The organism is Pantoea sp. MHSD4 (assembly GCF_021043305.1).
Taxonomy (GTDB): domain Bacteria; phylum Pseudomonadota; class Gammaproteobacteria; order Enterobacterales; family Enterobacteriaceae; genus Pantoea; species Pantoea eucalypti.
The window spans coordinates 174,521-196,207 of the sequence record NZ_JAJNDH010000005.1 but is presented as its reverse complement, the minus strand read 5'-3'; the positions used below and the strand labels follow the sequence as shown (position 1 = coordinate 196,207).

Here is a 21,687-nt window from a genome sequence, read left to right as displayed (position 1 = left end):
TGTGTCTTTGCCAGCTGCCGCCCTGGCGGCTGGCCTCTTTTACAGATCGCGATAATAGAGTTTTACTGGTTTATCCGGATACTCCAGCGCCTCTCCCTGGGGCAGCCAGCCAGACCGTTCGTAGTAGCCCTCAAACGTTGACCAGAGCCACAACCGTGGATAGCCACGCGCCTGTGCATAAGTCATCACATGCTGCTGCAGCGCCTCGCTGACACCTTTGCCGCGCGACGACTCATCAACATAGAGCGCCGCCAGCCACGGGAAAAGATCCTGACGGCTGATCAGGTCGCAGCGCCAGAATCCTACAGTGCCGACCGCCCTGCCCGCCTCCAGAGCGACAAAGGTTACGGGGAAGTCAGCACCGTTCAGGCTGCTGTTCACCACACTGGCAAAGAACGCGTGGCTACTGGCTTCACCAAATGCGCGCCACTGCCAGTCAATAATCTGATCGGCAAACTGTGGGGCATCACTGAGCGAGACAATCTCAATCACATCAGTTTCCCCTGAAAGATCGGGACTGAATCAAACAGGTAGCCATCAAAATCAGGCGCATCGGCGTCGGAAAGCTCCAGCAGCGTATTTTTGACATTCTCAAGGTGCTGCCAGGTCGACTGCCAGGCCCCCATCACATCGCGCCGACGCAGAGCAGCCAGGATAGTCTGGTGATCGCCGAGCCACTTCAGGCGATAGGCGCGGGTTTCAAACTGCGGGCGCAGCTGCTGCCAGAGCGGGCTGCTGTCGTGATGCCGCCAGATACTGGTAACGGTATCGAGCAGCATCTGATTCTGACTCGCACCCGCCAGCAGCAGATGAAACAATTTGTCGTTGTCCTGACTGCTGTCGTTGGCGGCGATGGCACGTTGCTCCTGTTCCAGCGTACGTCGCAGATTTTCAATGTCCGCTTTAGTCGCCATTTTTGCGGCAAAGGCGGCAATATTGCTCTCCAGCAACTGACGCGCCTGTAGCATTTCAAACGGGCCTACGTCGCTGCGGAAAAAGGCCTCTTCTTCATCATCACTGGCGGAAGGAATACGCATTACATAGACGCCGGAGCTCTGACGGATATCCACCGTACCTTCCAGCTCAAGCATCAATAATGCCTCGCGCACGATGGTCCGGCTGACGCCCCAGGTTTCAGCCAGCTGACGTTCAGGCGGCAGGCGCGATCCCACCGGATAGTGTCCGTCACTGATCTGCTGACGCAGGTGCTGACCAATTTCCTGGTACTGCTTTTTTTCTTGCGGCGCTTCGGCTTTGTCCACACTTTTACCCTTTGCAATCAACGCGCTAACGGCATTGTCGCCGTTCCCTGCGCGACAATGCCCGCGAACCGGAGAGGCTGGCTCGCAAACTGGGGCTCAGTGTATCAAAGCCAGCGCCTGATCGAGTACCTTTGCACCATTCAGCGTGCCGTAAGCAACCGTATCGATTACCGCGATAGGCAACTGATAGCTGTCAGTGAGTTTTCTGTTCTCCTCCAGTTTGAAGCGCACCTGAGGCCCGAGCAGCACCACCGCCACCTCGCTGCCGTAGTTTTGCAGCTCTTCACGCAGGTTTTGCTCCGGAATAGCGTAGATCTGAAATGCCAGTCCGCGAGCGGCGACCTCTTTTTCCATCCGCGTGACCACCATTGAGGTCGACATGCCCGCAGCACAGGCCAGAACAATTCGTTTCATGCTCGTTTCCTCGCGTTATTTCGGCTCATCATCAAGCCACAGGGTAAATTGCTGCGTGTCACGCAGCGTACGGAACCAATGGGCAGATTTCTTCATACGGCGCTGACGGTGCTTATCTAAGTCGATTTCGATCAGACCATAGCGGTTTTTAAAGGCATTCATTGGTGAGACGTTGTCGGTAAACGCCCACAGCATGTAGCCCTGACAGTTAATGCCCGCCTGGCTGGCGCGTATCGCCTGATGCAGGTGTTCGCTGATAAACGCGATACGGTAATCGTCCTGAATTTCCCCACCGGCATCTTTGAATTGGGTTTCGTTCTCAATGCCCATACCGCTTTCCGCCACAAACCACGGGATATTGCCGTACTCATCGCGCATTCGTTGTGCCATATCCCAGATAATTTCAGGCTGAATTTCCCAGCCGCGCGAACGATTCATCCGCCGCCCAGGCAGTTCAAAGTGTTCGTAATACCAGGCAGGATGAAAGGGTGTCTCGGGATGCCAGGCGCGGGACGGCGCCTTCACGCGATGGGGATAGTAGAGATTAAGGCCGACCTCATCGACGGTATTGGCAGCAATAATCGCCAGCTCTTCCGGCGTGGTTTCCCACTCAATCTGATGCTTATCAAGCAGCGCCAGCAGCTCCGCCGGATACTCGCCTTTAATCGCGGGGTCGAGAAACACCCGGTTGTAGAACAGGTCATAAATATGCGCCGCCTTCTGGTCGTGCGGGGCGGATGATCGCGGATAGGTGACCTCCGGGTTAAGAATGGTACCAATGCGACCGGCATAGCCACGCTTGCGGAAAAGCTGCACTGCCCGGGCAGTCGCGAGATTTTTATGGTGGTTCCACTGCATCCATTTATGCGTGTTCTGCTCATAAGGCCAGCGCAGCGCGTCGAGATAGACGCGGGTCTGCACCACAATGGGCTCATTAAACACAAACCAGCGTGTGACCCGACCGGCATAACGTTTAAAAACCTGTTCGACATAACGAATAAACAGTTCAACCACATGCTTTGACTGCCAGCCTCCATATTGCTCAAGCAGCAAGGCTGGCAGCTCGTAATGCTCCAGACAGAGCATCAGTTCAATGCCCTGACGCTGCATTTCATCAATCAGCCGGTCATAGTAAGCGGCATATTCCTCATTGACCGTGGCGGTTTCATAATCAATCAGGAAACGCGACCAGTTAATGGAAGTCCGGTAGTGGGTCAGCCCGCTGGCCTTCATTAGCGCCACATCTTCACCAAAGCGATTGATAAAGTCAGTGGCAACCGCCGGGCCATAGCCGTTGTGCCAGACGTGACGATCCTGCTGATACCAGGCGTCAGGCCAGGAGTCCTGGCCCGGCTTTTTTCCGCTCCAGCCTTCCGTCTGCCAGGCGGAGGCAGCAGCCCCCAGAATGAAATTCTCAGGTATGTGGACAGTCTGACGACTCATAACACCTCCGTTCGGTTGGGGTTCAGCTCAGGTTGCAGGCTCTTTGCTTCCGCTGCATCCGCGCGGCGGGCTGCGACTTTCACAAAGGGCAGATAGATGAGTACTGACACCAGAATGCAGACGATCTGCGTCACCACTGCGCCCATCGATCCAGCCGTTGAAAGCCAGGCATTGATAATCGGAGGCGTGGTCCAGGGCACCATCACCACGGCTTTCCCGGCAAAGCCCATCACCGTCGCGAAGTAGCCAATAGAACCTGTCACCAGCGGTGTGATGATGAAAGGGATAGCCAGAATCGGGTTAAGCATAATCGGCATACCAAATATAACCGGTTCGTTGATATTGAAAATGCCTGGGCCGAACGACAGTTTGGCAATTTCACGCATCTCTTTGCGTCGCGTCGCCAGCATTACGGCAGTGAGTAGCCCGATGGTCAGGCCGGAGCCGCCGATGCTCATATAAACATCCCAGAACGGCATCGTGATGATGTTCGGCGCCTCTTTTCCCTGCTCAAAAGCGGTCATGTTGACCATAATCGCGCCCAGCAACAGCGGCTCACGAATCGGCTTCACCATCTGGTTGCCATGAATACCAATCACCCAGAACAGCTGGGCGACGAACATCAGAATCAGAATGCCCCACAGACTCTGCACAACCGACTCCAGCGGTTGCTGCACCACCTGGTATACCGCGTCGTAAAGGTACATGCCGGTGACGCGATGGAAGACAAAGCCAAAGGTCGCTATCAGCGTCACGGTGATAATTGAAGGGATAAGCGCGGAGAATGAGGCGGCCACGTTGGGCGGCACAGTGTCAGGCATTTTGATTTTCAGCCGCTCAATCTGTTCAAGGCGGCAGTAGATCTCTACCGACAGAATGGCGATAAACATGCCGAGAAACAGGCTCTTGGTATCGGAGAATTGTTTGGCCAGCACATCGGTGACCAGATGCATCTGCCCATCGACAATCATCTGTAAGGTGGTCGGCGTCACCGATATAAAGCAGATGATTGCCAGCAGACCGGGAAACAGCGTTTTTATACCGTTGATGCGCCCAAGCTCAATACCAATCAGGAACACCGCACCAATGTTAAGAAAGCTGAGCGTGGCGTAATTGATACTGCTGGTGATGGGCTTGAGGTCAGCTAAGAAAGCCAGAGCGGCAAAGCTGGCAAGGCCATTTTTGCTGTCCAGCACCATGTTAGAAATCAATACCGAGAAGGCGCCAACAATGATTACCGGCATCAGGGTAATGAACGAGGCTTTAATCGCCATGATGTAGCGATAACTGTTAAAGCGGGTGGCGAAGCTGCCCAGGGAATCGATAAGGCGGTCCTGTAAAGACATGATCAATCCTCAGAGATGTAAGATCGGTAGTCCTGTAATCATCATGATCTTCCTTGTTAGTGGCATACCAAAATGACGAATACCCGCGTTTTTTTCTGTGATGAATCTCCCGGAAATGTTTTTTGGCATTCCGGTATGATTAAAAAGGCCAATTTGGCATACCAATAACGGAGGCGTTATGGATTACGAACAGACTATGATGGAATTACTGATCAATGCGGGAGAAGCACGCTCGTCGGCGATGATGGCGATTCAGTGCGCGCGCAAACGCGACTGGGCCGGGGCTGATGCCGGGCTGGCAGCCTCTGATACTGCGGCAAAAGCGGCACATAAAATCCAGACCGCGTTGATTGGCGCAGACGAAGGAAGCGGAAAATTACCGGTCACGCTGATTCTGGTACATGCGCAGGATCATCTGATGAATGCCATGCTGTGTCGCGAACTGGCCGAGGAACTGATCATGCTGCGAAAAGAGATCTATAGCTGACAGGCGGCACGTGGGCCGCCTGAGCGAGGTGATTAGATAATTTCCAGTGCCAGCAGCGACTCGATAGTTTGTGCACGGCGGATTTCGCGCGGCTGGCCCTGCTCAAACAGCACTTCCGGGATCAGCGGACGGCTGTTGTAGTTAGAAGACATGGATGCGCCGTATGCGCCGGTGTCGTGGAACACCAGATAATCGCCTACTTTCGCCGCCGGGATGGCGCGCGGTTCGACCATGCCGCCCTCCAGCTGAGTAAAGACATCGCCTGATTCGCACAGCGGACCGGCAACCACTGTGTCGATCGTCTGCTGCTCATCAATGGCCCGCTCATCGCCCGCCATCAGCGAGATATGGTGATAGCTGCCATACATGGATGGGCGCATCAGATCACTGAAACCGGCATCAACCAGCACGAAGTGACGGCTGCCCATCGACTTCACTGCCCGGACCTGCGATACCAGTACGCCAGCCTCGGCCACCAGGAAGCGGCCCGGTTCGATCTCCAGTTTGACCGCGTGCCCCAGATGCTGAGCAATGCGCTGCCGCGCTGCGTCCCACAGGCCGAAATAGTGCCCGGTATCGATCGCCTCTTCGCCGTAGCGATAAGGAATAGAAAGTCCACCGCCCGCAGAGATCGCCGTCAGATCCTGACCCGATGCCATTACCAGTTCCACCATCGCATCACAGACATGTTGCAGATGCGCATAATCGACGCCTGAGCCGATATGCATGTGAATGCCCACCAGGTTCAGGCCGTGCTTTTTAATGGCCGCCAGCGCCTCGGCTAAGTCACCGTGCCAGATACCGTGCTTGCTGTTTTCGCCACCAGTATTGGTTTTCTGACTGTGGCCGTGACCAAAACCAGGGTTGACGCGTAGCCATACCGCGTGTCCCGGTGACACCGCACCGAGCTGATGCAGCATATCGATCGAACCGGCATTCACCGGCACCTTTAACGCAGTCACCCGCTCAAGTGTCGGTTGATCGAACAGATCAGCGGTAAAGACGATCTCATCACCACCAGGCTGATAACCGGCGGCCAGCGCACGTTCGATCTCACCCAGCGATACCGAGTCCACTTTCACGCCCGCCGCGCGCATCAGGCGCAGGATATGCGTATTCGAGCAGGCTTTCTGCGCAAAGCGCACCACATCAAAGGCCTGCAGCTGAGCAATACGCGCCTGAATAATCTGCGCGTCGTAGGCCCAGAATGGCCCGGCATAACGGCGTGCCAGCGGCAGCAGGTGAGCGGCGTTGAGTGTGGTTTCGGTACTCTGTAATGAACGTGGCATAGCAATTCTCCTGTGGCGATAACCCCATTAAGCCAGAATCGTGCCATAGCGAAAAATATCTGTTTTAATAGCATCTATGCAGAATGGATATAGGTAAACGGCATGGCAAACATTAACTGGCGGCATATCGAAATTTTTCATGCGGTGATGACCAGCGGCAATCTGACGCAGGCCGCCACGCTGCTGCACACCTCACAGCCTACCGTGAGCCGGGAGCTGGCACGTCTGGAGCAGCAACTGGGATTAGAGCTGTTCGGGCGGGTACGCGGTCGCCTGCAGCCGACGGTGCAAGGGTTGCGTCTGTTTGAAGAGGTTCAGCGCTCCTGGTATGGTCTGGACCGCATCATGGAAGCGGCAGAAGGCCTGCGCCAGTTTCGTCAGGGCGAGCTGTCGATCGCCTGTCTGCCCGTTTTTTCGCAGTCGCTGCTGCCGCCGCTGTGTCAGCCCTTTTTACAGCGTTACCCGGATGTGAGTCTGAATGTGATTCCGCAGGAGTCGCCGCTGCTGGAGGAGTGGCTGTCGGCGCAGCGCTACGATATCGGCTTAACCGAAACCCAGCACGCGCCGGCCGGAACTGACCGCCTCGCCCTGCTGACCTGCGATGAAGTGTGCGTGTTGCCGCAGCATCACCCCTTGAGTGAGCGTGAGGTGCTGACGCCGCATGACTTTACAGGCGAAAAATATGTGAGCCTGTCGCGCAGCGACAGCTATCGTCAGCTGCTGGATGCGCTGTTTCAGGAGCAGGGAGTGGAACGGCGGCTGGTGATGGAGACACACAGCGCCGCTTCGGTATGCGCAATGGTCAGGGCGGGCGTGGGGATTTCGATTGTGAATCCGCTGACGGCGCTGGATTACGCCGACAGCGGTGTGGTGATGCGTAAGTTCAGCGTGGCAGTTCCGTTTACCGTCAGCCTGGTGAGACCGCAGCACCGCCCTGCGTCGGCGCTGGTGGATGCCTTTGTCAGCCATCTGCAGCAGCAGGTGGCTGACTTTCCGGCGCGAATCGCCGCCCGCCTGGCTTAAGCGCGAACCCTGGCGACCGCGCTGCCCGATTTACGGAAGGTAATCAGGCAGACCAGCAGACCGACAGCGGCCAGCGCAGCCGCAGCAACCGGCACCGCCGTCAGGCCAAAACCACGGCCAATCACTGCGCCACCAACCCAGGCACCCAGCGCATTACCGACGTTAAACGCCGAAATGTTAAGGGTTGAGACCAGGTTCGGTGCTTCTTTGCCGTGACGCACTACGTTAATCTGCAGACCCGGCACCGTGGCAAAGGTTGCCATCGCCCAGAGGAACAGGGTGATCTCCGCCAGCCACAGCGCATGGCTGGTCCAGCTGAAGAGCAGCGAGAAGATCGCAATCAGTGAGAAGCTCAGGATCAGGCTGAAAGAGACTTTCCAGTCAGCCAGTTTTCCGCCGAGAATATTGCCAACTGTCAGGCCCGCACCTATCAGGAACAGCGTCCAGCTGACGCCGCGGTCGCTGATGCCCGTCACCTCTAACAATAGCGGCGCAATGTAGCTGAACAGTGCAAACATCGCCGCCGCAAAGCACACCGTCATCAGCAGCGACAGCCACAGTTTGCCGTTGGCCAGTGCGCCAATTTCACTCGCCAGATGAACCGGTTTTTCCTGTTTGTTGTTGGGCAGACTGACGATCAGGGCGATAAACGCCAGCACGCCGATCACCGCCACGCCCCAGAATGTCGCTCGCCAGCCAAACATCTGTCCGAAACTGGTTCCCAGCGGCACGCCCAGCACGTTAGCTAAGGTCAGCCCTGTAAACATCAGTGCCACAGCCGAAGCCTGACGCCCGGCAGGCACCAGACTGGCGGCGACAACCGCGCCAATCCCGAAGAAGGCACCATGACAGAGTGCGGTAACGATTCTGGCCAGCATCAGCAGGTTGTAGTTGTAAGCCAGCGCACACAGCAGGTTGCCGACAATAAAGATCACCATCAGCAGAATCAGCGTTTTTTTACGCGGTAGTCTGGCGGTCAGCAACGCCATTATCGGCGCACCAATTGCTACCCCCAGCGCATAGCCGCTGATCAGCCAGCCCGCCGACGGAATCGACACCTGAAGGTCACGCGCCACCTCCGGCAGCAATCCCATAATGACAAACTCGGTGGTTCCGATGGCAAACGCACTTAACGCCAGCGCCATTAATGCTACAGGCATAACACTCTCCCGGTTTCATTTGCAGGTGAACCGCGCGGACACGCAGCCCCTAGACGCTTATTAATTTTGATCTGCGTCACAGTGAGTATTACAGCATAGCGCTGGTGCACGACATAGCCTGTATGCAGCAAAGGATTATTGCTGAGGCCGCAATAATCGTGTCGCTGTGCCTGTCGCAACTTTCTTTCTCTGCCTGCGGACCCTACCTGAAAGACCCTGGCGAACCCGGGTCAGGTTGTCATTTTCCGTGAACCGATTACGCTTTTTAATGCGTATTTAATTAATAAATCCTTAACGTTGCCGATATATCCCTAATGAATTGCCAGGTGATGTAATCAACTGCTGACGCAGGGAGAGAGAATGCAACGACTCATAGCCTTAATGGTTTTAGGCTTAACCGGCTGCTCGGTGGGGCATTATGAGTACAGTAAAGAAGCGGAAAAACGCGTTGATATGACCGTGACCGGCATTCCTACCGTGCTGGGGTTAGGCACGCTGGGTACCACCATCCCGCTGACGCCGGAGTACAGCCTGACCGCTGCGCACGTGGCGAAGTTCTCTCTTTACCGGGTTAAAGCCTGGCACCCGCAATGCGATCTGGCCGTGGTCTACCATAAAAACAGCGAAATGAATCTGCCACCCAGCTTTCGCAACAGCCATATTGGCGACCAGGTGAATCTCTATGGCTACAGTTTTATTTCGGCCATGCCGGTCAGCTCCAGCGGACAGAACCTGATTAATACCACGCTGGCGAACAGCTGGAATAAGCCGGACTGTGTTGTAGTCGCGGCGAATGCGGGTGTGGTGAAAGGGATGTCAGGCGGTGCGGTTTATAACGCCTCTGATGATACGCTGGCGGGTGTGATTATTGGCTACAGCAATAACATCAATGACAATGTCAGCGGTAAGACACTCTATAAAAACGTTGCGCTCTATGTGCCCTATTCCCGCTTTCAGAGCTGGTTGAATCAGGCGATTAAGTCCTGATGTTTGCTGAATGGACAGTGGTAAAAAAGGCCGGAACTTCCGGCCTTTTTCGTGCTGACAACGCCGAATCAGAGTGCATCTGACAGCAACGGATAAAGTAAGCGCGCAGGGAATACGGTCAGAAAAGGAAAGCGTCCCGCGCCAGGGATGGCGCGGGCCGAGCGGTCATGGATGACGGCTTTTGCGTCTTTCCGATCTGACCGTCTTCCCTGAGCAGGCTCGATCTCATAGCGAACCGGGCCATACTCTTTCAGCAGACATAAAAAAGGCCGGTATACCCGGCCTTTTCTGAGAACAGTCAGACTTACTTGCTGCCTGGACGCAGTGCCGGGAACAGAATCACATCGCGGATCGTGTGGCTGTTAGTAAACAGCATCACCATACGGTCAATCCCGATACCCAGACCGGCGGTTGGCGGCAGGCCATGTTCCAGCGCGGTAACATAGTCTTCGTCGTAGAACATCGCTTCGTCGTCACCGGCATCTTTGGCATTCACCTGCTGCAGGAAACGCTCAGCCTGATCTTCCGCATCATTAAGCTCGGAGAAGCCGTTACCGATTTCACGACCGCCAATGAAGAACTCAAAGCGATCGGTGATTTCCGGGTTCTCGTCGTTACGACGGGCGAGTGGCGAGACTTCAGCCGGATATTCAGTGATGAAGGTTGGCTGAATCAGATGCGCTTCAGCCGTCTCTTCGAAGATCTCGGTCACGACGCGGCCCAGACCCCAGCTCTTCTCCACTTTGATATGCAGGGATTGTGCAATCGCCACCGCTTTATCAAAGTCTTCCAGATCGGCCAGATCCGTTTCCGGACGGTATTTCTTGATCGCTTCACGCATGGTCAGTTTTTCAAACGGCTTGCCGAAATCAAACTCCTGCTCGCCGTAAGGCACGACCGTGCTGCCCAACACATCCTGCGCCAGAGTACGGAACAGGCTTTCGGTCAGTTCGATCAGATCTTTATAATCCGCATAGGCCATATAGAGTTCCATCATGGTGAACTCTGGGTTATGACGTGGCGAAATACCTTCGTTACGGAAGTTACGGTTGATCTCGAACACGCGGTCGAAGCCACCCACTACCAGACGCTTCAGGTAAAGCTCTGGTGCAATACGCAGATACATATCGATATCCAGCGCATTGTGATGGGTGATGAACGGACGCGCAGAGGCACCGCCCGGGATCACCTGCATCATCGGGGTTTCCACTTCCATAAAGTCGCGGCCTACCATGAACTGGCGAATGCCGGCCATGATCTGCGAACGAATTTTGAAGGTGTTGCGTGACTCTTCGTTGGCGATCAGATCAAGGTAACGCTGACGGTAACGGGTTTCCTGATCGGCCAGGCCGTGGAATTTGTCCGGCAGCGGGCGCAGGGCTTTGGTCAGCAGGCGCAGTTCTGAACAGTGAATCGACAGTTCGCCGGTCTTGGTTCTGAACAGTTTGCCACGCGCACCCAGGATATCGCCGAGGTCCCATTTCTTAAACTGCTCGTTGTAGATGCCTTCCGCCAGATCGTCACGTGAAACGTAAAGCTGAATCCGGCCGCCCACATCCTGCAGGGTGACGAAAGAGGCTTTACCCATGATACGGCGGGTCATCATGCGGCCGGCGACGCTGACTTCGATACCCAGCGCTTCAAGCTCTTCGTTGCTCTTCTCGCCATAGCTTTCCAGCAGCTGGTTCGAAAGGCTGTCACGACGGAAATCGTTGGGAAACGCCAGACCGTTGGCACGCAGCGCGCTCAGCTTTTCACGGCGCGTTTTCAGTTCGTTATTTAACTCAACGGCGGCATCAGCGCTCTGCGGTTGTTGTTCAGACATGTCTATAACCCTGCTTTTAAACTTGCTTCAATGAATCGATCCAGATCGCCGTCCAGCACCGCCTGGGTGTTACGCGTCTCTACGCCGGTGCGCAGATCTTTGATGCGTGCATCATCGAGAACGTAAGAACGGATCTGACTTCCCCAGCCAATGTCGGACTTGTTGTCCTCCAGCGCCTGTTTCTCAGCATTTTTCTTCTGCATCTCAAGCTCGTACAGCTTCGCTTTCATCTGCTTCATCGCCTGATCTTTGTTCTTATGCTGAGAACGGTCATTCTGACACTGGGTGACAGTACCGGTTGGAATATGGGTAATACGTACCGCAGATTCGGTCCGGTTAACGTGCTGGCCGCCCGCACCCGACGCACGATAGACGTCAATGCGCAGATCGGCTGGGTTGATGTCGATATCAATATCGTCATCCACTTCCGGGTAAATAAAGGCTGAGCTGAAGGAGGTGTGACGACGGCCGCCGGAGTCGAATGGGCTCTTACGCACCAGGCGATGCACGCCCGTTTCGGTGCGCAACCAGCCAAAGGCGTAGTCGCCTGACACGCGAATGGTCACCGACTTGATGCCCGCAACTTCACCTTCAGACTCTTCGATAATTTCGGTTTTGAAGCCTTTTGCTTCGGCCCAACGCAGATACATACGCATCAGCATGCTGGCCCAGTCCTGCGCTTCGGTGCCGCCGGAACCCGCCTGAAGGTCAATGTAGCAGTCGGCGCTGTCATACTCGCCGGAGAACATGCGGCGGAATTCCAGTTCGCCCAGCTTGCCCTCAAGGACATCCAGCTCGGCAACGGCTTCGTTGAAGGTCTCTTCGTCTTCCGCTTCTACGGCCAGCTCAAGCAGACCCTGCACATCTTCCAGGCCCTGCGACATCTGTTCCAGCGTCTGCACGATGGCTTCCAGCGAGGAGCGCTCTTTGCCCAGCGCCTGAGCACGCTCAGGTTCGTTCCAGACATCGGGCTGTTCCAGCTCGGCGTTTACTTCTTCGAGGCGTTCTTTCTTGGCATCGTAGTCAAAGATACCCCCGAAGAACGTCGCTGCGCTCACTGAGGTCCTGAATACGGTTTTTGACCGGGTTAATTTCAAACATGGCTTTGGCGTCTTTCTTATGTTCGATGGGACAGGAAAATTAACGCACAAGTTTACCCGAAACTGGCGGCAGATTGTAGCGCTGAGACAGCGGGCTGATGCCGGGGTTGCGTGACGTGTCGCATTTGCTTATCGGATCGCGGTGACATCCTCACGCGCAGCAGAATAACGCAGAAAACAATCGGGCGGTCGCGCATCTGCCGTAACCGGAGACGCGCGCACCCTGTTTAACTCAGTTCAGCGGCCAGATATGGTCGATGATCAGTTGCACCGAGCGGTTACCACGATACTCATTGATATCCAGCTTATAGGCCAGCTCAACCTGACGAATGCTGCTGTCGGGCCACAGCGTGGTATCGACATTAAAGGCGATACCGTCGATCAGCGGACCGCCGTCCAGCGGCTCGACCATGACTTTAAGATGTCGCTCGCCCACCAGCCGCTGTTGCAGCAGCTTAAATTTGCCGTCAAAAGCGGGTTCCGGGAACGCCTGGCCCCAGGGCCCGGCTTCGCGCAACATCTCGGCGGTCTGCAGGGAAAACTCCTGCGGCTGCAGGGCGCCATCTGACCAGATGATGCCCTGCAGCGATTCGCCATCCAGCCACTCACCGACCAGATCGGCAAAGCGCTGACGAAACTCCTCGTAGCGTGCGGTCTCCAGCGATAAGCCGGCTGCCATGGCGTGACCGCCAAACTTTAGCATCATACCAGGATTCAGGGTATCCAGACGCTCCAGCGCATCGCGCAGATGCAGTCCGGCAATCGAGCGGCCCGACCCCTTCAGCGTGCCGTCGCCTGCTGGCGCAAAGGCAATCACGGGACGATGGAAGCGCTCTTTAAGACGTGACGCCAGAATCCCCACCACGCCCTGATGCCATTCGGGATGATAGAAGGCCAGCCCCAGCGGCAGATCGCGCTGCTCGCGCTCCAGCGCCTGACACAGCGCCAGCGCTTCGCTCTGCATGCCCTGCTCGATCTCTTTACGCGTCTGATTCAGCGCGTCCAGTTCGCTGGCCAGCATCCGCGCCTGGCTGAGATCGTCGGTCATTAACAGCGCAACGCCCACCGACATATCGTCGAGCCGGCCTGCGGCGTTGAGTCGTGGTCCCAGCGCAAAGCCGAGATCGCTGGCCGCCAGCTGACGGGCATCGCGATTAGCAATCTCCAGCAGCGCGCGGATGCCTGGCCGGCATTTTCCGGCACGGATGCGGCTGAGCCCCTGCCATACCAGAATGCGGTTATTGACGTCGAGTGGCACCACATCGGCTACCGTGCCAAGCGCGACCAGATCCAACATCTCCGCCAGATTCGGTTCCGTGCGGGTGGTGCCAAACCATCCCTTAGTGCGCAGATGGGCGCGCAGCGCCAGCATCAGATAGAACGCGACGCCCACGCCCGCCAGCGCGCGCGAGGGAAAGTTGCAGTCCGGCAGATTGGGATTCACGATCGCCTCAGCGGCGGGTAAGGTCTCACCGGGCAGATGGTGGTCGGTAATCAGCACCGGAATCCCGTGCTGATGGGCAAAATCAACGCCAGCGTGGGAGGAGATGCCGTTATCGACGGTCAGGATCATCGCCGCGCCGCGCGCACGCGCCTGCTCAACCACTTCCGGGCTAAGGCCATAACCATCTTCAAAGCGGTTAGGGACCAGATACTGCACGTTGCCGCCGCCCATGCTGCGCAGCGCCATGACCGTCAGCGCGGTACTGGTCGCGCCATCGGCATCAAAGTCGCCCACCACCATAATGCGACGCCCATCCAGCAGCGCCTGATGCAGCAGTTCCACTGCACTCTCAATTCCGCTTAAAGACTGGTACGGCAGCAGGTTTTTCGCACCGCGCTCCAGCTCTGCGGCGTCACGCACGCCGCGTTGCAGATAGAGCCGCTTCAGCAACGGCGGCAGCGTGGCCGGTAGCGCATCGTCAACCGTCACCTCACGGCGACGCAGTTCCACTTCCTGTTTTACCACCGATTAACCACCACGCTTCTGATTGTCCAGCACCTGCTTCAGCTCCTGCGGCGACTGATAACCCGGGATCATCATGCCGGTGTCAGTCAGCATCGCAGGGGTGCCCTGAATGCCAAACAGCACGCCCAGTTTGTAATGCTGAGAAATATCGATTTTGCAGCTGTCTGGTGCGGCCATCTTCGGCGCATTGCCTTTCATCGCCTCATCAAACGCTTTATTGCGGTCAGCGCTGCACCAGATCGCCTTCATTGCCGGTTCGATCTGACCATTCAGTCCCTCTCGCGGAAACGCCAGGTAGCGCACGGTAATGCCCAGCGCATTGTAGTCCGCCATCTGCTCGTGCAGCTTGTGGCAGTAACCACAGGTGATGTCGGTGAAGACGGTGATCACATGCTGCTCTTTCGGGGCTTTGTAGACGATCATCTCCGGCACCAGCGCCTCGACTTTTTTGTCCAGCAGCTGGTTGGTGACGTTGACCGGCTGTTTGCCGCTGACGTCATAGAGCGGGCCCTGGATCATATGTTTGCCGTCATCGGTAACATAGAGCACGCCGCTTTCCGACAGCACGGTTTTAAAGCCAGGCAGCGGGGATGGACTGATCTCCGTCTGGTTCAGACCGAGCTTTTTAAGGGATTGCTGAATGGCGCTGTCATCGGCCTGTGCGAGACCGGAAAAGGCGCTGGCTAACAGGGCCAGCATGGCAAAATGCTTGTTCATTTTTATCCTTATGGCCGCGAATCAGGCTCGCGGATGGTGTTGTTGATGCAACTGACGCAGGCGCTCAGTGGCGACGTGCGTATAAATTTGGGTGGTGGAGAGATCGCTATGTCCCAGCAGCATCTGTACGACACGCAGATCTGCACCGTGGTTCAGCAGATGGGTCGCAAAGGCATGACGCATTACATGCGGCGATAACTTTTCGCTGTCGATCCCCGCCAGCGTGGCGTAATGCTTGATGCGATGCCAGAAGGTCTGGCGCGTCATCTGCTGCGCCCGATTGCTGGGAAACATCACGTCCAGCGTCTGCCCATTGAGCAGCCACGGACGACCATGTTCCATATATTGCTCCAGCCAGTAAACCGCTTCTTCACCTAAAGGCACCAGCCGCTCTTTATCGCCTTTACCGATAACCCGGACAACGCCCTGCCGCAGGCTGATGTCGCTGAGCGTCAGGCCAATCAGTTCGGAGACACGCAGGCCGGTCGCGTAGAGCAGCTCCAGCATTGCTTTGTCGCGCAGCTCCAGCGGAATATCGATATTCGGCGCCTGCAACAGTCGTTCGACCTGCGCTTCACTGAGATCTTTCGGCAAACGCTGCGGCAGTTTTGGCGCGGACAGCAGTGCGCTCGGATCGTCCGGTCGCAGCTTTTCGCGATAAAGATACTGGAACAGGCGACGCATGGCGCTGAGCAACCGCGCTGAGCTTGTCGCTTTGTAACCGCCCTCCAGCCTTTCGGCCAGGAACTGCTGCAGATCCAGTGGCGTCACGCTGAGCAGCGTTAGCTGATGATGCGCCAGCCAGCCGGTCAGCGTCTGAAGATCCTGACGATAAGAGGAGAGAGTATTCTGCGCCAGATTGCGTTCAATCCAGAGCGCATCAAGAAACTGTTCTGTCAGATCGCTGTCCTGCACGTTGTCTCCGCCGTCTGGTGTAAAATCATGCTCATTATGCCTGATTCAGCAGCGCTTCTGGTACAATTGCGCCAAAGTCAGTATTTACAGAGTGTTATCTGCATGAAAATCGGTCTTTTTTACGGTTCAAGTACCTGTTACACCGAAATTGTAGCGGAGAAAATTCGCGATTTTATTGGCGAAGAGTTAGTGACGCTGCATAACGTGAAAGATGACGACCCACGTCTGATGGAACAGTACGATTTGCTGATCATGGGCATCCCGACCTGGGATTTCGGTGAGTTGCAGGAGGACTGGGAGGCGATCTGGACGCAACTGCCCGCGCTGAATCTGCAAAACAAGATTGTTGCACTGTATGGCATGGGCGATCAGATTGGCTATGGCGAGTGGTTTTTAGATGCGCTCGGCATGCTGCACGATTTGCTGCAGCCCATGGGCGTGCGGTTTGTCGGCTACTGGCCGCTTGAGGGCTATGAGTTCACCAGTCCTAAACCGCTGAGTGCCGATGGCTCGCAATTTGTGGGTCTGGCGCTGGATGATGTGAATCAGTTCGAGGTCACCGATGAGCGCGTTGAGCAGTGGTGCGAGCAGGTATTAACCGAAACCGCTGCACTGCTCTGAACGATTCCGTGCTCTGGATTGCCGCTGTAGAACCCGAGCGCCTGCAGATGCCGGCAGATAATAGTCTGCCCTGTTGCCGTTAATGCCGCACTTTGCTGAAACAGCAGGCGCGTAATGCTCGCCATTCGCCGGGCTGCATATTGTCCCGCATCAGCCACCATCGTAGCGTAGCGCCCTTTTCACTCCTGGCCACCAGCAAGACGCCAATCGGTAACCAGCGCAGCGGCTGGGTCGGTCGCCAGCGTTTTCCCTGCCAGATCCAGCAATGACCGCCTTCCCGCTGTAACTCACCGTGCCGCTGACGCAATCGCCGGAAGCTGCACCAGCCTTCAGCCAGCAACAACAGAATAATCGGCACTTTAATCAGCCAGCCGCCCACCGGCAGCGTCATCAACACGACGCCAGTCACGGCTGCCACCAGCCAGGCGCACAGACATCCGCACGCCAGGCGGGAGGGCTGCAGCTTACATTGCCACGGGGCCGCGATCATGGTTACGCTGCTGGATCAAATTCACCATCCGCTTAAGCTCTGGATCTTTTGGCTCACCGTGATTCATCAGCCAGTTAAACAGGTCGGGATCGTCACTCTTCAGCAGGTTAACAAAGACCTGCTTATCAGTGTCATTAAGCGTGTCATACTCAAATTTGAAGAACGGCATAATAGCCACATCCAGTTCCAGCATGCCGCGACGGCAAGCCCACTGAATACGTGATTTATCATTAATATCCATGCATCAATTTCCACAATTCACAACGTGGCCGCTAGTGTAACCTGGTTTAATGCAGCTCGCAGGCGCAGCGTCGCAGGCTGTGCAACCTGCCACATTTCAGATTGTAGCTTTTCAGGGTTATCACGCCTTTTGTGCGCCGTTTTCCGTAAACAGGTTGCATTGCCAGTCGGCTCTTTTAACATTGAAGACAATGTTCCGGATGAACCTTCTAATACAGGATATCTCCATGCCCACTTTTACTTTACCGCCGCGCCAGCCTGCCGCGTCGTCTCGCCTGCCATTAACCCTGATGTCACTGGATAGCTGGGCGCTGGTTTCCATTACCGGTGCTGACAGTACCGCTTACCTGCAGGGTCAGCTAACGCTGGATGTCGCGGCGCTGGATGCAGACCACCATTCGCCCGCCGCACACTGCGATGCCAAAGGCAAAATGTGGAGCAATATGCGCCTGTTCCATCGCGGCGAAGGCTATGCCTATGTGATCCGCCGTGAACTGCGCGACACCCAGCTGACTGAGTTAAAAAAATACGCGGTGTTTTCGAAAGTGACGATGGCTGCTGACGATGAGTCCGTGTTGCTGGGCCTGGCCGGTTTTCAGGCCCGCGCCGCGCTGGCGAATCTGTTTGATAGCCTGCCCGACAGTGAGAAACCGGTCGTGCAGCAGGGAGAAACCACGCTGCTGTGGTTTGCCCAACCCGCCGAACGTTTTCTGATTGTCACTTCGCTGTCACAGGCAGAAGCGCTGAAACAGAAGCTTAATGACGATGCTCAGTTTAATGACAGTCAGCAGTGGCTGGCGCTGGACATTGAAGCGGGCATTCCGGTAATCGATCCGGCCACCAGTGTGCAGTTTATTCCTCAGGCCACCAACCTGCAGGCGCTGGATGCTATCAGCTTCAAAAAGGGCTGCTATGCCGGTCAGGAGATGGTCGCCAGAGCGAAATATCGCGGTGCCAATAAACGCGCGCTCTACTGGCTGGCGGGTCAGGCAAGTCATCTGCCCGAAGCCAATGCTCCACTGGAGTTACAGATGGGTGAGCGCTGGCGTCGTACCGGCAGCGTGCTGGCTGCGGTGCAGTTAGATGATGGAATCAGCTGGATTCAGGTGGTGCTGAATAACGATCTGGAGCCGGACAGCGTGCTGCGGGTTGAAGGTGACGAAGGCGGGCATCTGACCATTCAGCCGCTGCCCTACTCGCTGGCTGAAGAGTGATGTAACCGCATGGCCCTTTCATTAACGGAAGGGCCATGCCGCCATCTACTCAGCGCACATAAAAATAGATGGCGCAGAAGTGGCAGAGACTGCCGCCCAGCACAAACAAATGCCAGATGGCGTGGTTAAAGGGAATGCGGCGTGCCACATAGAAAATCACCCCAAGCGAATAGATAATTCCGCCTGCGGCCAGCAGCCAGATGCAGCCCGGCGGCAGGATCATCGCCAGCTGATAAACCACAATCAGCGACAGCCACCCCATGCAGAGATAGGTCACCAGCGACAGCGCTTTAAAGCGATGTGCAATCGTGAGCTTGAACACAATACCCGCCAGCGCCAGCCCCCAGATCACCGCCATTAAGCCATACGCCAGGGGCGTCCTCAGTCCGACCAGCAGAAACGGCGTATAGGTCCCCGCAATCAGCAGATAGATGGCACAGTGATCGAGCTTTTTCAGCCAGGGTCTGGCGGGCCCATCCGGGATTGCGTGATAGAGCGTTGAGGCCAGAAACAGCAAAATCATGCTGCCGCCATAGAGGCTGTAGCTGATAAAGGTGATGGTGTCAGCCTGCCTCTCAGTGGCCTGATGGAGCATCAGCACCAGCCCGACGATGCCAGACAGGCAGCCAAGACCGTGACTGATACTGTTGGCAATCTCCTCGGTAATGGAATAGCCCGCAGAGGGTCGATGTTTTTGAGAGAGTGTGGTGGTCATATTAGTTTCCTGAACAGCGCCATAGCAGTAGTCACTGTTACCCAGCCTACCCAATAATTTTTTCAGTGTACACGTGTACGCTAAAAATGCTCACAGAAATTCACTATCCCTTAAACCACGTACTGAATCTGGTAAACTGACCATCGGTCAACTGTTTAATGAGTCATTCATGTTTTCGCATCGCGATCTCGCCCGCCTTAACGATCTGGAAATGCAGGTCTATCAATTCATCATTAAGCACCGCGAGGGCGTCAGCTATATGACGATTCGCGAGCTGGCTGAGCAGGCTGCCGTCTCCACCACCACCGTGCTGCGCTTCTGCCGCAAGATGGATTGTGAAGGCTGGTCAGAGTTCCGCATCCGCCTGCGCTTAAGCGAACAACAGCGTGCACCGCTGCTCAACACGGCGGGCGTCAGTGAAATGCTGAGTTTTTTCAAGAGTATTAATAACCCGGAGTTTGAACAGCTCATCACGCAGGCTGCGCAGAAAATTAATCAGGCGGATCGGGTTTTCTTTATTGGCGTCGGCACCTCCGGCAGTCTGGCAAAATATGGCGCGCGGTTTTTCTCTAACCTCGGTAAATTCAGTCACGCCATTGACGACCCCTACTATCCGGTCAGCACTGACCTGTATGAAAATGCCGTCGCCATTATTTTATCGGTCTCCGGCGAAACAGAAGAGATCCTGCGCATTGCCAGTCAGTTCAGCCTGAAGAAGTGCAAAATCATTGCGATAACGAATACAGAAAGCTGCTCTCTGGCGAAGATTGGTGATTTTAACCTCTGCTATCACGTGCCGATTATTCGCATGGCCGACAATTCTGACATTACCACTCAGGTGCCGGTGACCTATATTATTGAAGCAATAGGCCGCCAGCTGGGGAAATAAAACAGCCTGTTTTTTGGATGTAACAAACGTAATTCCAGGCGCGCTGTTATATCGTGACTTTCAATATTGCCTTGCTACACTCAGCTCAATTTCAATATCCGTAATGGAGTAAAGCATGAGTGCAGAATTGCAGTTACCAAAAGGCTTTCTTTGGGGCGGTGCGGTCGCGGCGCATCAGGTTGAAGGTGGCTGGGATCAGGGCGGCAAAGGCGTCAGCATTGCTGACGTGCTGACCGGCGGTTCACACGGCGTTGACCGCGTAATCACCGACGGCGTGCAGCCTGGTCATTTCTACCCGAACCACAAAGGCGTGGAGTTTTTTTCTCATTATAAACAGGATATCGCGCTTTTTGCCGAGATGGGCTTTAAATGCTTCCGCACTTCCATTGCCTGGACCCGCATCTTCCCCAACGGAGATGAGCAGCAGCCTAATGAAGCCGGCCTGCAATTCTATGACGATCTGTTTGATGAACTGCTGAAATATGGCATTGAACCGGTCATCACGCTTTCGCACTTCGAAATGCCTTATCACCTGGTCAAAGAGTATGGCGGCTGGCACAACCGCAAAGTGGTCGACTTCTTTGTGCGCTTCAGCGAAGTAGTGCTGAACCGCTATAAGAACAAAGTGAAATACTGGATGACCTTTAACGAGATCAACAACCAGCGCAACTGGCAGTATCCGCTGTTTGGTTACTGCTGCTCAGGTGTGATCTTTACCGAGCATGAGAAACCTGAACAGGCAATGTATCAGGTCATGCACCACCAGTTTGTTGCCAGCGCTAAAGTGGTGAAGCTCGGTCACGACATCAATCCTGACTTCCAGATTGGCTGCATGATCGCCATGGTCCCTGTCTACCCGTTCTCCTGCCACCCGGACGATGTGGTGCTGGCGCAGGAGTCGATGCATCAGCGCTATGTGTTCAGTGACGTGCAGATGCGTGGCTACTATCCGGCCTACACGCTCAGGGAGTGGGCACGTAAAGGTTATGACATTCAGATGGAAGCGGACGATGCTGAGACGCTGCGCCAGGGCTGTGCAGACTATGTCGGTTTCAGCTACTACATGAGCAACGCCGTGAAGAGCGATGCCAGCGGCGTTGACGATCCGATCACCGGCTTTGAAGGTGTGGTGAAAAACCCGCATGTGAAAGCGTCAGACTGGGGCTGGCAGATCGATCCGGTCGGCCTGCGTTATGCCATGAACGAGATGTATGAGCGTTACCAGAAGCCGCTGTTTATTGTCGAAAACGGCTTTGGTGCGATCGATAAGCCCGGCGCTGACGGCCTGATTGAAGATGATTACCGCATCGACTACCTGCGTGCGCACATCGAAGAGATGAAGAAAGCCGTAGCGTATGATGGTGTGGATTTAATGGGCTACACACCATGGGGTTGCCTGGATTGTGTCTCTTTTACCACCGGCCAGTACGATAAGCGCTACGGCTTTATTCATGTGAATAAAAACGATGATGGCAGCGGCGACTTTTCTCGTGCGAAGAAGAAAAGCTTCAGCTGGTATCAGCAGGTTATCGCCAGCAACGGCGAAAACCTCTGATTCCTGAAGCCGCATAAGCTACGAAG

At 55.5% G+C, this 21,687-nt stretch carries 22 protein-coding genes; 7 read left to right on the top strand and 15 right to left on the bottom strand.

The annotated features are described in order from the left end of the window. Positions 1 to 39 precede the first annotated feature (39 nt). From LQK91_RS16380 to LQK91_RS16360, 5 genes are all read right to left on the bottom strand, one after another. The gene (locus LQK91_RS16380) at positions 40 to 492 is read right to left on the bottom strand and encodes a GNAT family N-acetyltransferase (RefSeq protein ID WP_003853959.1); all 453 of its coding nucleotides are present in this window, start codon (positions 490 to 492) and stop codon (positions 40 to 42) included. Next, positions 489 to 1,262, bottom strand: a complete 774-nt coding sequence (locus LQK91_RS16375; protein WP_003853961.1) for an FCD domain-containing protein — start codon at positions 1,260 to 1,262, stop codon at positions 489 to 491. The genes LQK91_RS16380 and LQK91_RS16375 overlap by 4 nt, the downstream gene beginning before the upstream one ends. Positions 1,263 to 1,358: 96 nt before the next feature. Further along, positions 1,359 to 1,676, bottom strand: a complete 318-nt coding sequence (locus LQK91_RS16370; RefSeq protein ID WP_003853964.1) for a PTS sugar transporter subunit IIB — start codon at positions 1,674 to 1,676, stop codon at positions 1,359 to 1,361. A gap of 15 nt (positions 1,677 to 1,691) precedes the next feature. Continuing rightward, positions 1,692 to 3,119, bottom strand: a complete 1,428-nt coding sequence (locus LQK91_RS16365) for a glycoside hydrolase family 1 protein (RefSeq protein ID WP_105099875.1) — start codon at positions 3,117 to 3,119, stop codon at positions 1,692 to 1,694. Beyond that, the gene (locus LQK91_RS16360) at positions 3,116 to 4,465 is read right to left on the bottom strand and encodes a PTS sugar transporter subunit IIC (protein WP_105099876.1); all 1,350 of its coding nucleotides are present in this window, start codon (positions 4,463 to 4,465) and stop codon (positions 3,116 to 3,118) included. The genes LQK91_RS16365 and LQK91_RS16360 overlap by 4 nt, the downstream gene beginning before the upstream one ends. 178 nt (positions 4,466 to 4,643) lie before the next feature. On the opposite strand from LQK91_RS16360, the gene LQK91_RS16355 reads away from it, so the two are divergent. Then, positions 4,644 to 4,952 (top strand): PTS lactose/cellobiose transporter subunit IIA, encoded by a 309-nt coding sequence (locus tag LQK91_RS16355; RefSeq protein WP_003853971.1) that lies wholly within the window; start codon positions 4,644 to 4,646, stop codon positions 4,950 to 4,952. Positions 4,953 to 4,984: 32 nt separating this feature from the next. Here LQK91_RS16355 and lysA read toward each other — a convergent pair whose 3' ends face one another. Beyond that, the gene (lysA, locus tag LQK91_RS16350; protein ID WP_105099877.1) at positions 4,985 to 6,241 is read right to left on the bottom strand and encodes a diaminopimelate decarboxylase; all 1,257 of its coding nucleotides are present in this window, start codon (positions 6,239 to 6,241) and stop codon (positions 4,985 to 4,987) included. Positions 6,242 to 6,343: 102 nt separating this feature from the next. Between lysA and LQK91_RS16345 the strand changes: the two genes are divergently transcribed. Further along, entirely contained in the window at positions 6,344 to 7,264 is a 921-nt protein-coding gene (locus LQK91_RS16345) for a LysR family transcriptional regulator (RefSeq protein ID WP_105099878.1), read from the top strand. Here LQK91_RS16345 and LQK91_RS16340 read toward each other — a convergent pair. Continuing rightward, a complete protein-coding gene (locus LQK91_RS16340; RefSeq protein WP_008925664.1) occupies positions 7,261 to 8,424 on the bottom strand; it encodes an MFS transporter in 1,164 nt (387 codons plus the stop codon). The genes LQK91_RS16345 and LQK91_RS16340 overlap by 4 nt on opposite strands. A gap of 360 nt (positions 8,425 to 8,784) precedes the next feature. Here LQK91_RS16340 and LQK91_RS16335 point away from each other — a divergent pair, with 360 nt between their 5' ends. Next, positions 8,785 to 9,411 carry a serine protease gene (locus LQK91_RS16335; protein WP_105099879.1) on the top strand — a complete coding sequence of 209 codons (627 nt, stop codon included), beginning with the start codon at positions 8,785 to 8,787 and terminating at the stop codon, positions 9,409 to 9,411. 304 nt (positions 9,412 to 9,715) lie between these two features. Here LQK91_RS16335 and lysS read toward each other — a convergent pair whose 3' ends face one another. The 5 genes from lysS to xerD form a co-directional block, all read right to left on the bottom strand. Next, positions 9,716 to 11,236: a lysine--tRNA ligase gene (gene lysS, locus LQK91_RS16330; protein ID WP_013358930.1), complete on the bottom strand. Its 1,521-nt coding sequence runs from the start codon at positions 11,234 to 11,236 to the stop codon at positions 9,716 to 9,718. Between the two features lie 2 nt (positions 11,237 to 11,238). Next, a protein-coding gene (prfB, locus tag LQK91_RS16325; protein WP_098052461.1) for a peptide chain release factor 2 occupies positions 11,239 to 12,337 on the bottom strand; the annotation gives its coding sequence in 2 pieces (ribosomal slippage) (positions 11,239 to 12,261 and positions 12,263 to 12,337; 1,098 coding nt in all). A gap of 231 nt (positions 12,338 to 12,568) precedes the next feature. Next, positions 12,569 to 14,305: a single-stranded-DNA-specific exonuclease RecJ gene (gene recJ, locus LQK91_RS16320; RefSeq protein ID WP_105099880.1), complete on the bottom strand. Its 1,737-nt coding sequence runs from the start codon at positions 14,303 to 14,305 to the stop codon at positions 12,569 to 12,571. Between the two features lie 3 nt (positions 14,306 to 14,308). Then, positions 14,309 to 15,022 (bottom strand): bifunctional protein-disulfide isomerase/oxidoreductase DsbC, encoded by a 714-nt coding sequence (gene dsbC, locus LQK91_RS16315; protein WP_003852889.1) that lies wholly within the window; start codon positions 15,020 to 15,022, stop codon positions 14,309 to 14,311. Positions 15,023 to 15,043: 21 nt separating this feature from the next. Then, on the bottom strand, positions 15,044 to 15,937 hold the full coding sequence (xerD, locus tag LQK91_RS16310) for a site-specific tyrosine recombinase XerD (protein ID WP_003852887.1): 894 nt from the start codon (positions 15,935 to 15,937) through the stop codon (positions 15,044 to 15,046). 102 nt (positions 15,938 to 16,039) lie between these two features. On the opposite strand from xerD, the gene fldB reads away from it, so the two are divergent. Continuing rightward, on the top strand, positions 16,040 to 16,558 hold the full coding sequence (fldB, locus tag LQK91_RS16305) for a flavodoxin FldB (protein ID WP_003852885.1): 519 nt from the start codon (positions 16,040 to 16,042) through the stop codon (positions 16,556 to 16,558). A 79-nt stretch (positions 16,559 to 16,637) separates the two neighbouring features. Here fldB and LQK91_RS16300 read toward each other — a convergent pair whose 3' ends face one another. Beyond that, positions 16,638 to 17,048, bottom strand: coding sequence for a protein YgfX (locus tag LQK91_RS16300; RefSeq protein WP_105099881.1), 411 nt, complete (start codon positions 17,046 to 17,048; stop codon positions 16,638 to 16,640). After that, a complete protein-coding gene (gene sdhE / locus LQK91_RS16295; protein WP_003852881.1) occupies positions 17,023 to 17,289 on the bottom strand; it encodes an FAD assembly factor SdhE in 267 nt (88 codons plus the stop codon). The genes LQK91_RS16300 and sdhE overlap by 26 nt, the downstream gene beginning before the upstream one ends. A gap of 226 nt (positions 17,290 to 17,515) precedes the next feature. On the opposite strand from sdhE, the gene ygfZ reads away from it, so the two are divergent. Then, positions 17,516 to 18,502: a tRNA-modifying protein YgfZ gene (gene ygfZ / locus LQK91_RS16290; protein WP_105099882.1), complete on the top strand. Its 987-nt coding sequence runs from the start codon at positions 17,516 to 17,518 to the stop codon at positions 18,500 to 18,502. Positions 18,503 to 18,551: 49 nt separating this feature from the next. On the opposite strand, the gene trhA is transcribed toward ygfZ, so the two are convergent. Beyond that, the gene (gene trhA / locus LQK91_RS16285; RefSeq protein ID WP_039660741.1) at positions 18,552 to 19,217 is read right to left on the bottom strand and encodes a PAQR family membrane homeostasis protein TrhA; all 666 of its coding nucleotides are present in this window, start codon (positions 19,215 to 19,217) and stop codon (positions 18,552 to 18,554) included. A 169-nt stretch (positions 19,218 to 19,386) separates the two neighbouring features. Here trhA and LQK91_RS16280 point away from each other — a divergent pair, with 169 nt between their 5' ends. Together LQK91_RS16280 and LQK91_RS16275 are read left to right on the top strand one after the other, a co-directional pair. Beyond that, positions 19,387 to 20,106: a MurR/RpiR family transcriptional regulator gene (locus LQK91_RS16280; protein WP_003852874.1), complete on the top strand. Its 720-nt coding sequence runs from the start codon at positions 19,387 to 19,389 to the stop codon at positions 20,104 to 20,106. A gap of 115 nt (positions 20,107 to 20,221) precedes the next feature. After that, entirely contained in the window at positions 20,222 to 21,661 is a 1,440-nt protein-coding gene (locus tag LQK91_RS16275) for a 6-phospho-beta-glucosidase (protein WP_039660740.1), read from the top strand. Positions 21,662 to 21,687: the final 26 nt, after the last annotated feature.

What these genes read in the sequence shown, in the direction of transcription:
- LQK91_RS16370 (WP_003853964.1), bottom strand. Translation starts at nt 1,676, where the DNA reads ATGAAACGAATTGTTCTGGCCTGTGCTGCGGGCATGTCGACCTCAATG.
- LQK91_RS16365 (WP_105099875.1), bottom strand. Translation starts at nt 3,119, where the DNA reads ATGAGTCGTCAGACTGTCCACATACCTGAGAATTTCATTCTGGGGGCT.
- LQK91_RS16360 (WP_105099876.1), bottom strand. Translation starts at nt 4,465, where the DNA reads ATGTCTTTACAGGACCGCCTTATCGATTCCCTGGGCAGCTTCGCCACC.
- LQK91_RS16355 (WP_003853971.1), top strand. Translation starts at nt 4,644, where the DNA reads ATGGATTACGAACAGACTATGATGGAATTACTGATCAATGCGGGAGAA.
- lysA (WP_105099877.1), bottom strand. Translation starts at nt 6,241, where the DNA reads ATGCCACGTTCATTACAGAGTACCGAAACCACACTCAACGCCGCTCAC.
- LQK91_RS16345 (WP_105099878.1), top strand. Translation starts at nt 6,344, where the DNA reads ATGGCAAACATTAACTGGCGGCATATCGAAATTTTTCATGCGGTGATG.
- LQK91_RS16340 (WP_008925664.1), bottom strand. Translation starts at nt 8,424, where the DNA reads ATGCCTGTAGCATTAATGGCGCTGGCGTTAAGTGCGTTTGCCATCGGA.
- LQK91_RS16335 (WP_105099879.1), top strand. Translation starts at nt 8,785, where the DNA reads ATGCAACGACTCATAGCCTTAATGGTTTTAGGCTTAACCGGCTGCTCG.
- lysS (WP_013358930.1), bottom strand. Translation starts at nt 11,236, where the DNA reads ATGTCTGAACAACAACCGCAGAGCGCTGATGCCGCCGTTGAGTTAAAT.
- dsbC (WP_003852889.1), bottom strand. Translation starts at nt 15,022, where the DNA reads ATGAACAAGCATTTTGCCATGCTGGCCCTGTTAGCCAGCGCCTTTTCC.
- fldB (WP_003852885.1), top strand. Translation starts at nt 16,040, where the DNA reads ATGAAAATCGGTCTTTTTTACGGTTCAAGTACCTGTTACACCGAAATT.
- LQK91_RS16300 (WP_105099881.1), bottom strand. Translation starts at nt 17,048, where the DNA reads ATGATCGCGGCCCCGTGGCAATGTAAGCTGCAGCCCTCCCGCCTGGCG.
- sdhE (WP_003852881.1), bottom strand. Translation starts at nt 17,289, where the DNA reads ATGGATATTAATGATAAATCACGTATTCAGTGGGCTTGCCGTCGCGGC.
- ygfZ (WP_105099882.1), top strand. Translation starts at nt 17,516, where the DNA reads ATGCCCACTTTTACTTTACCGCCGCGCCAGCCTGCCGCGTCGTCTCGC.
- trhA (WP_039660741.1), bottom strand. Translation starts at nt 19,217, where the DNA reads ATGACCACCACACTCTCTCAAAAACATCGACCCTCTGCGGGCTATTCC.
- LQK91_RS16280 (WP_003852874.1), top strand. Translation starts at nt 19,387, where the DNA reads ATGTTTTCGCATCGCGATCTCGCCCGCCTTAACGATCTGGAAATGCAG.
- LQK91_RS16275 (WP_039660740.1), top strand. Translation starts at nt 20,222, where the DNA reads ATGAGTGCAGAATTGCAGTTACCAAAAGGCTTTCTTTGGGGCGGTGCG.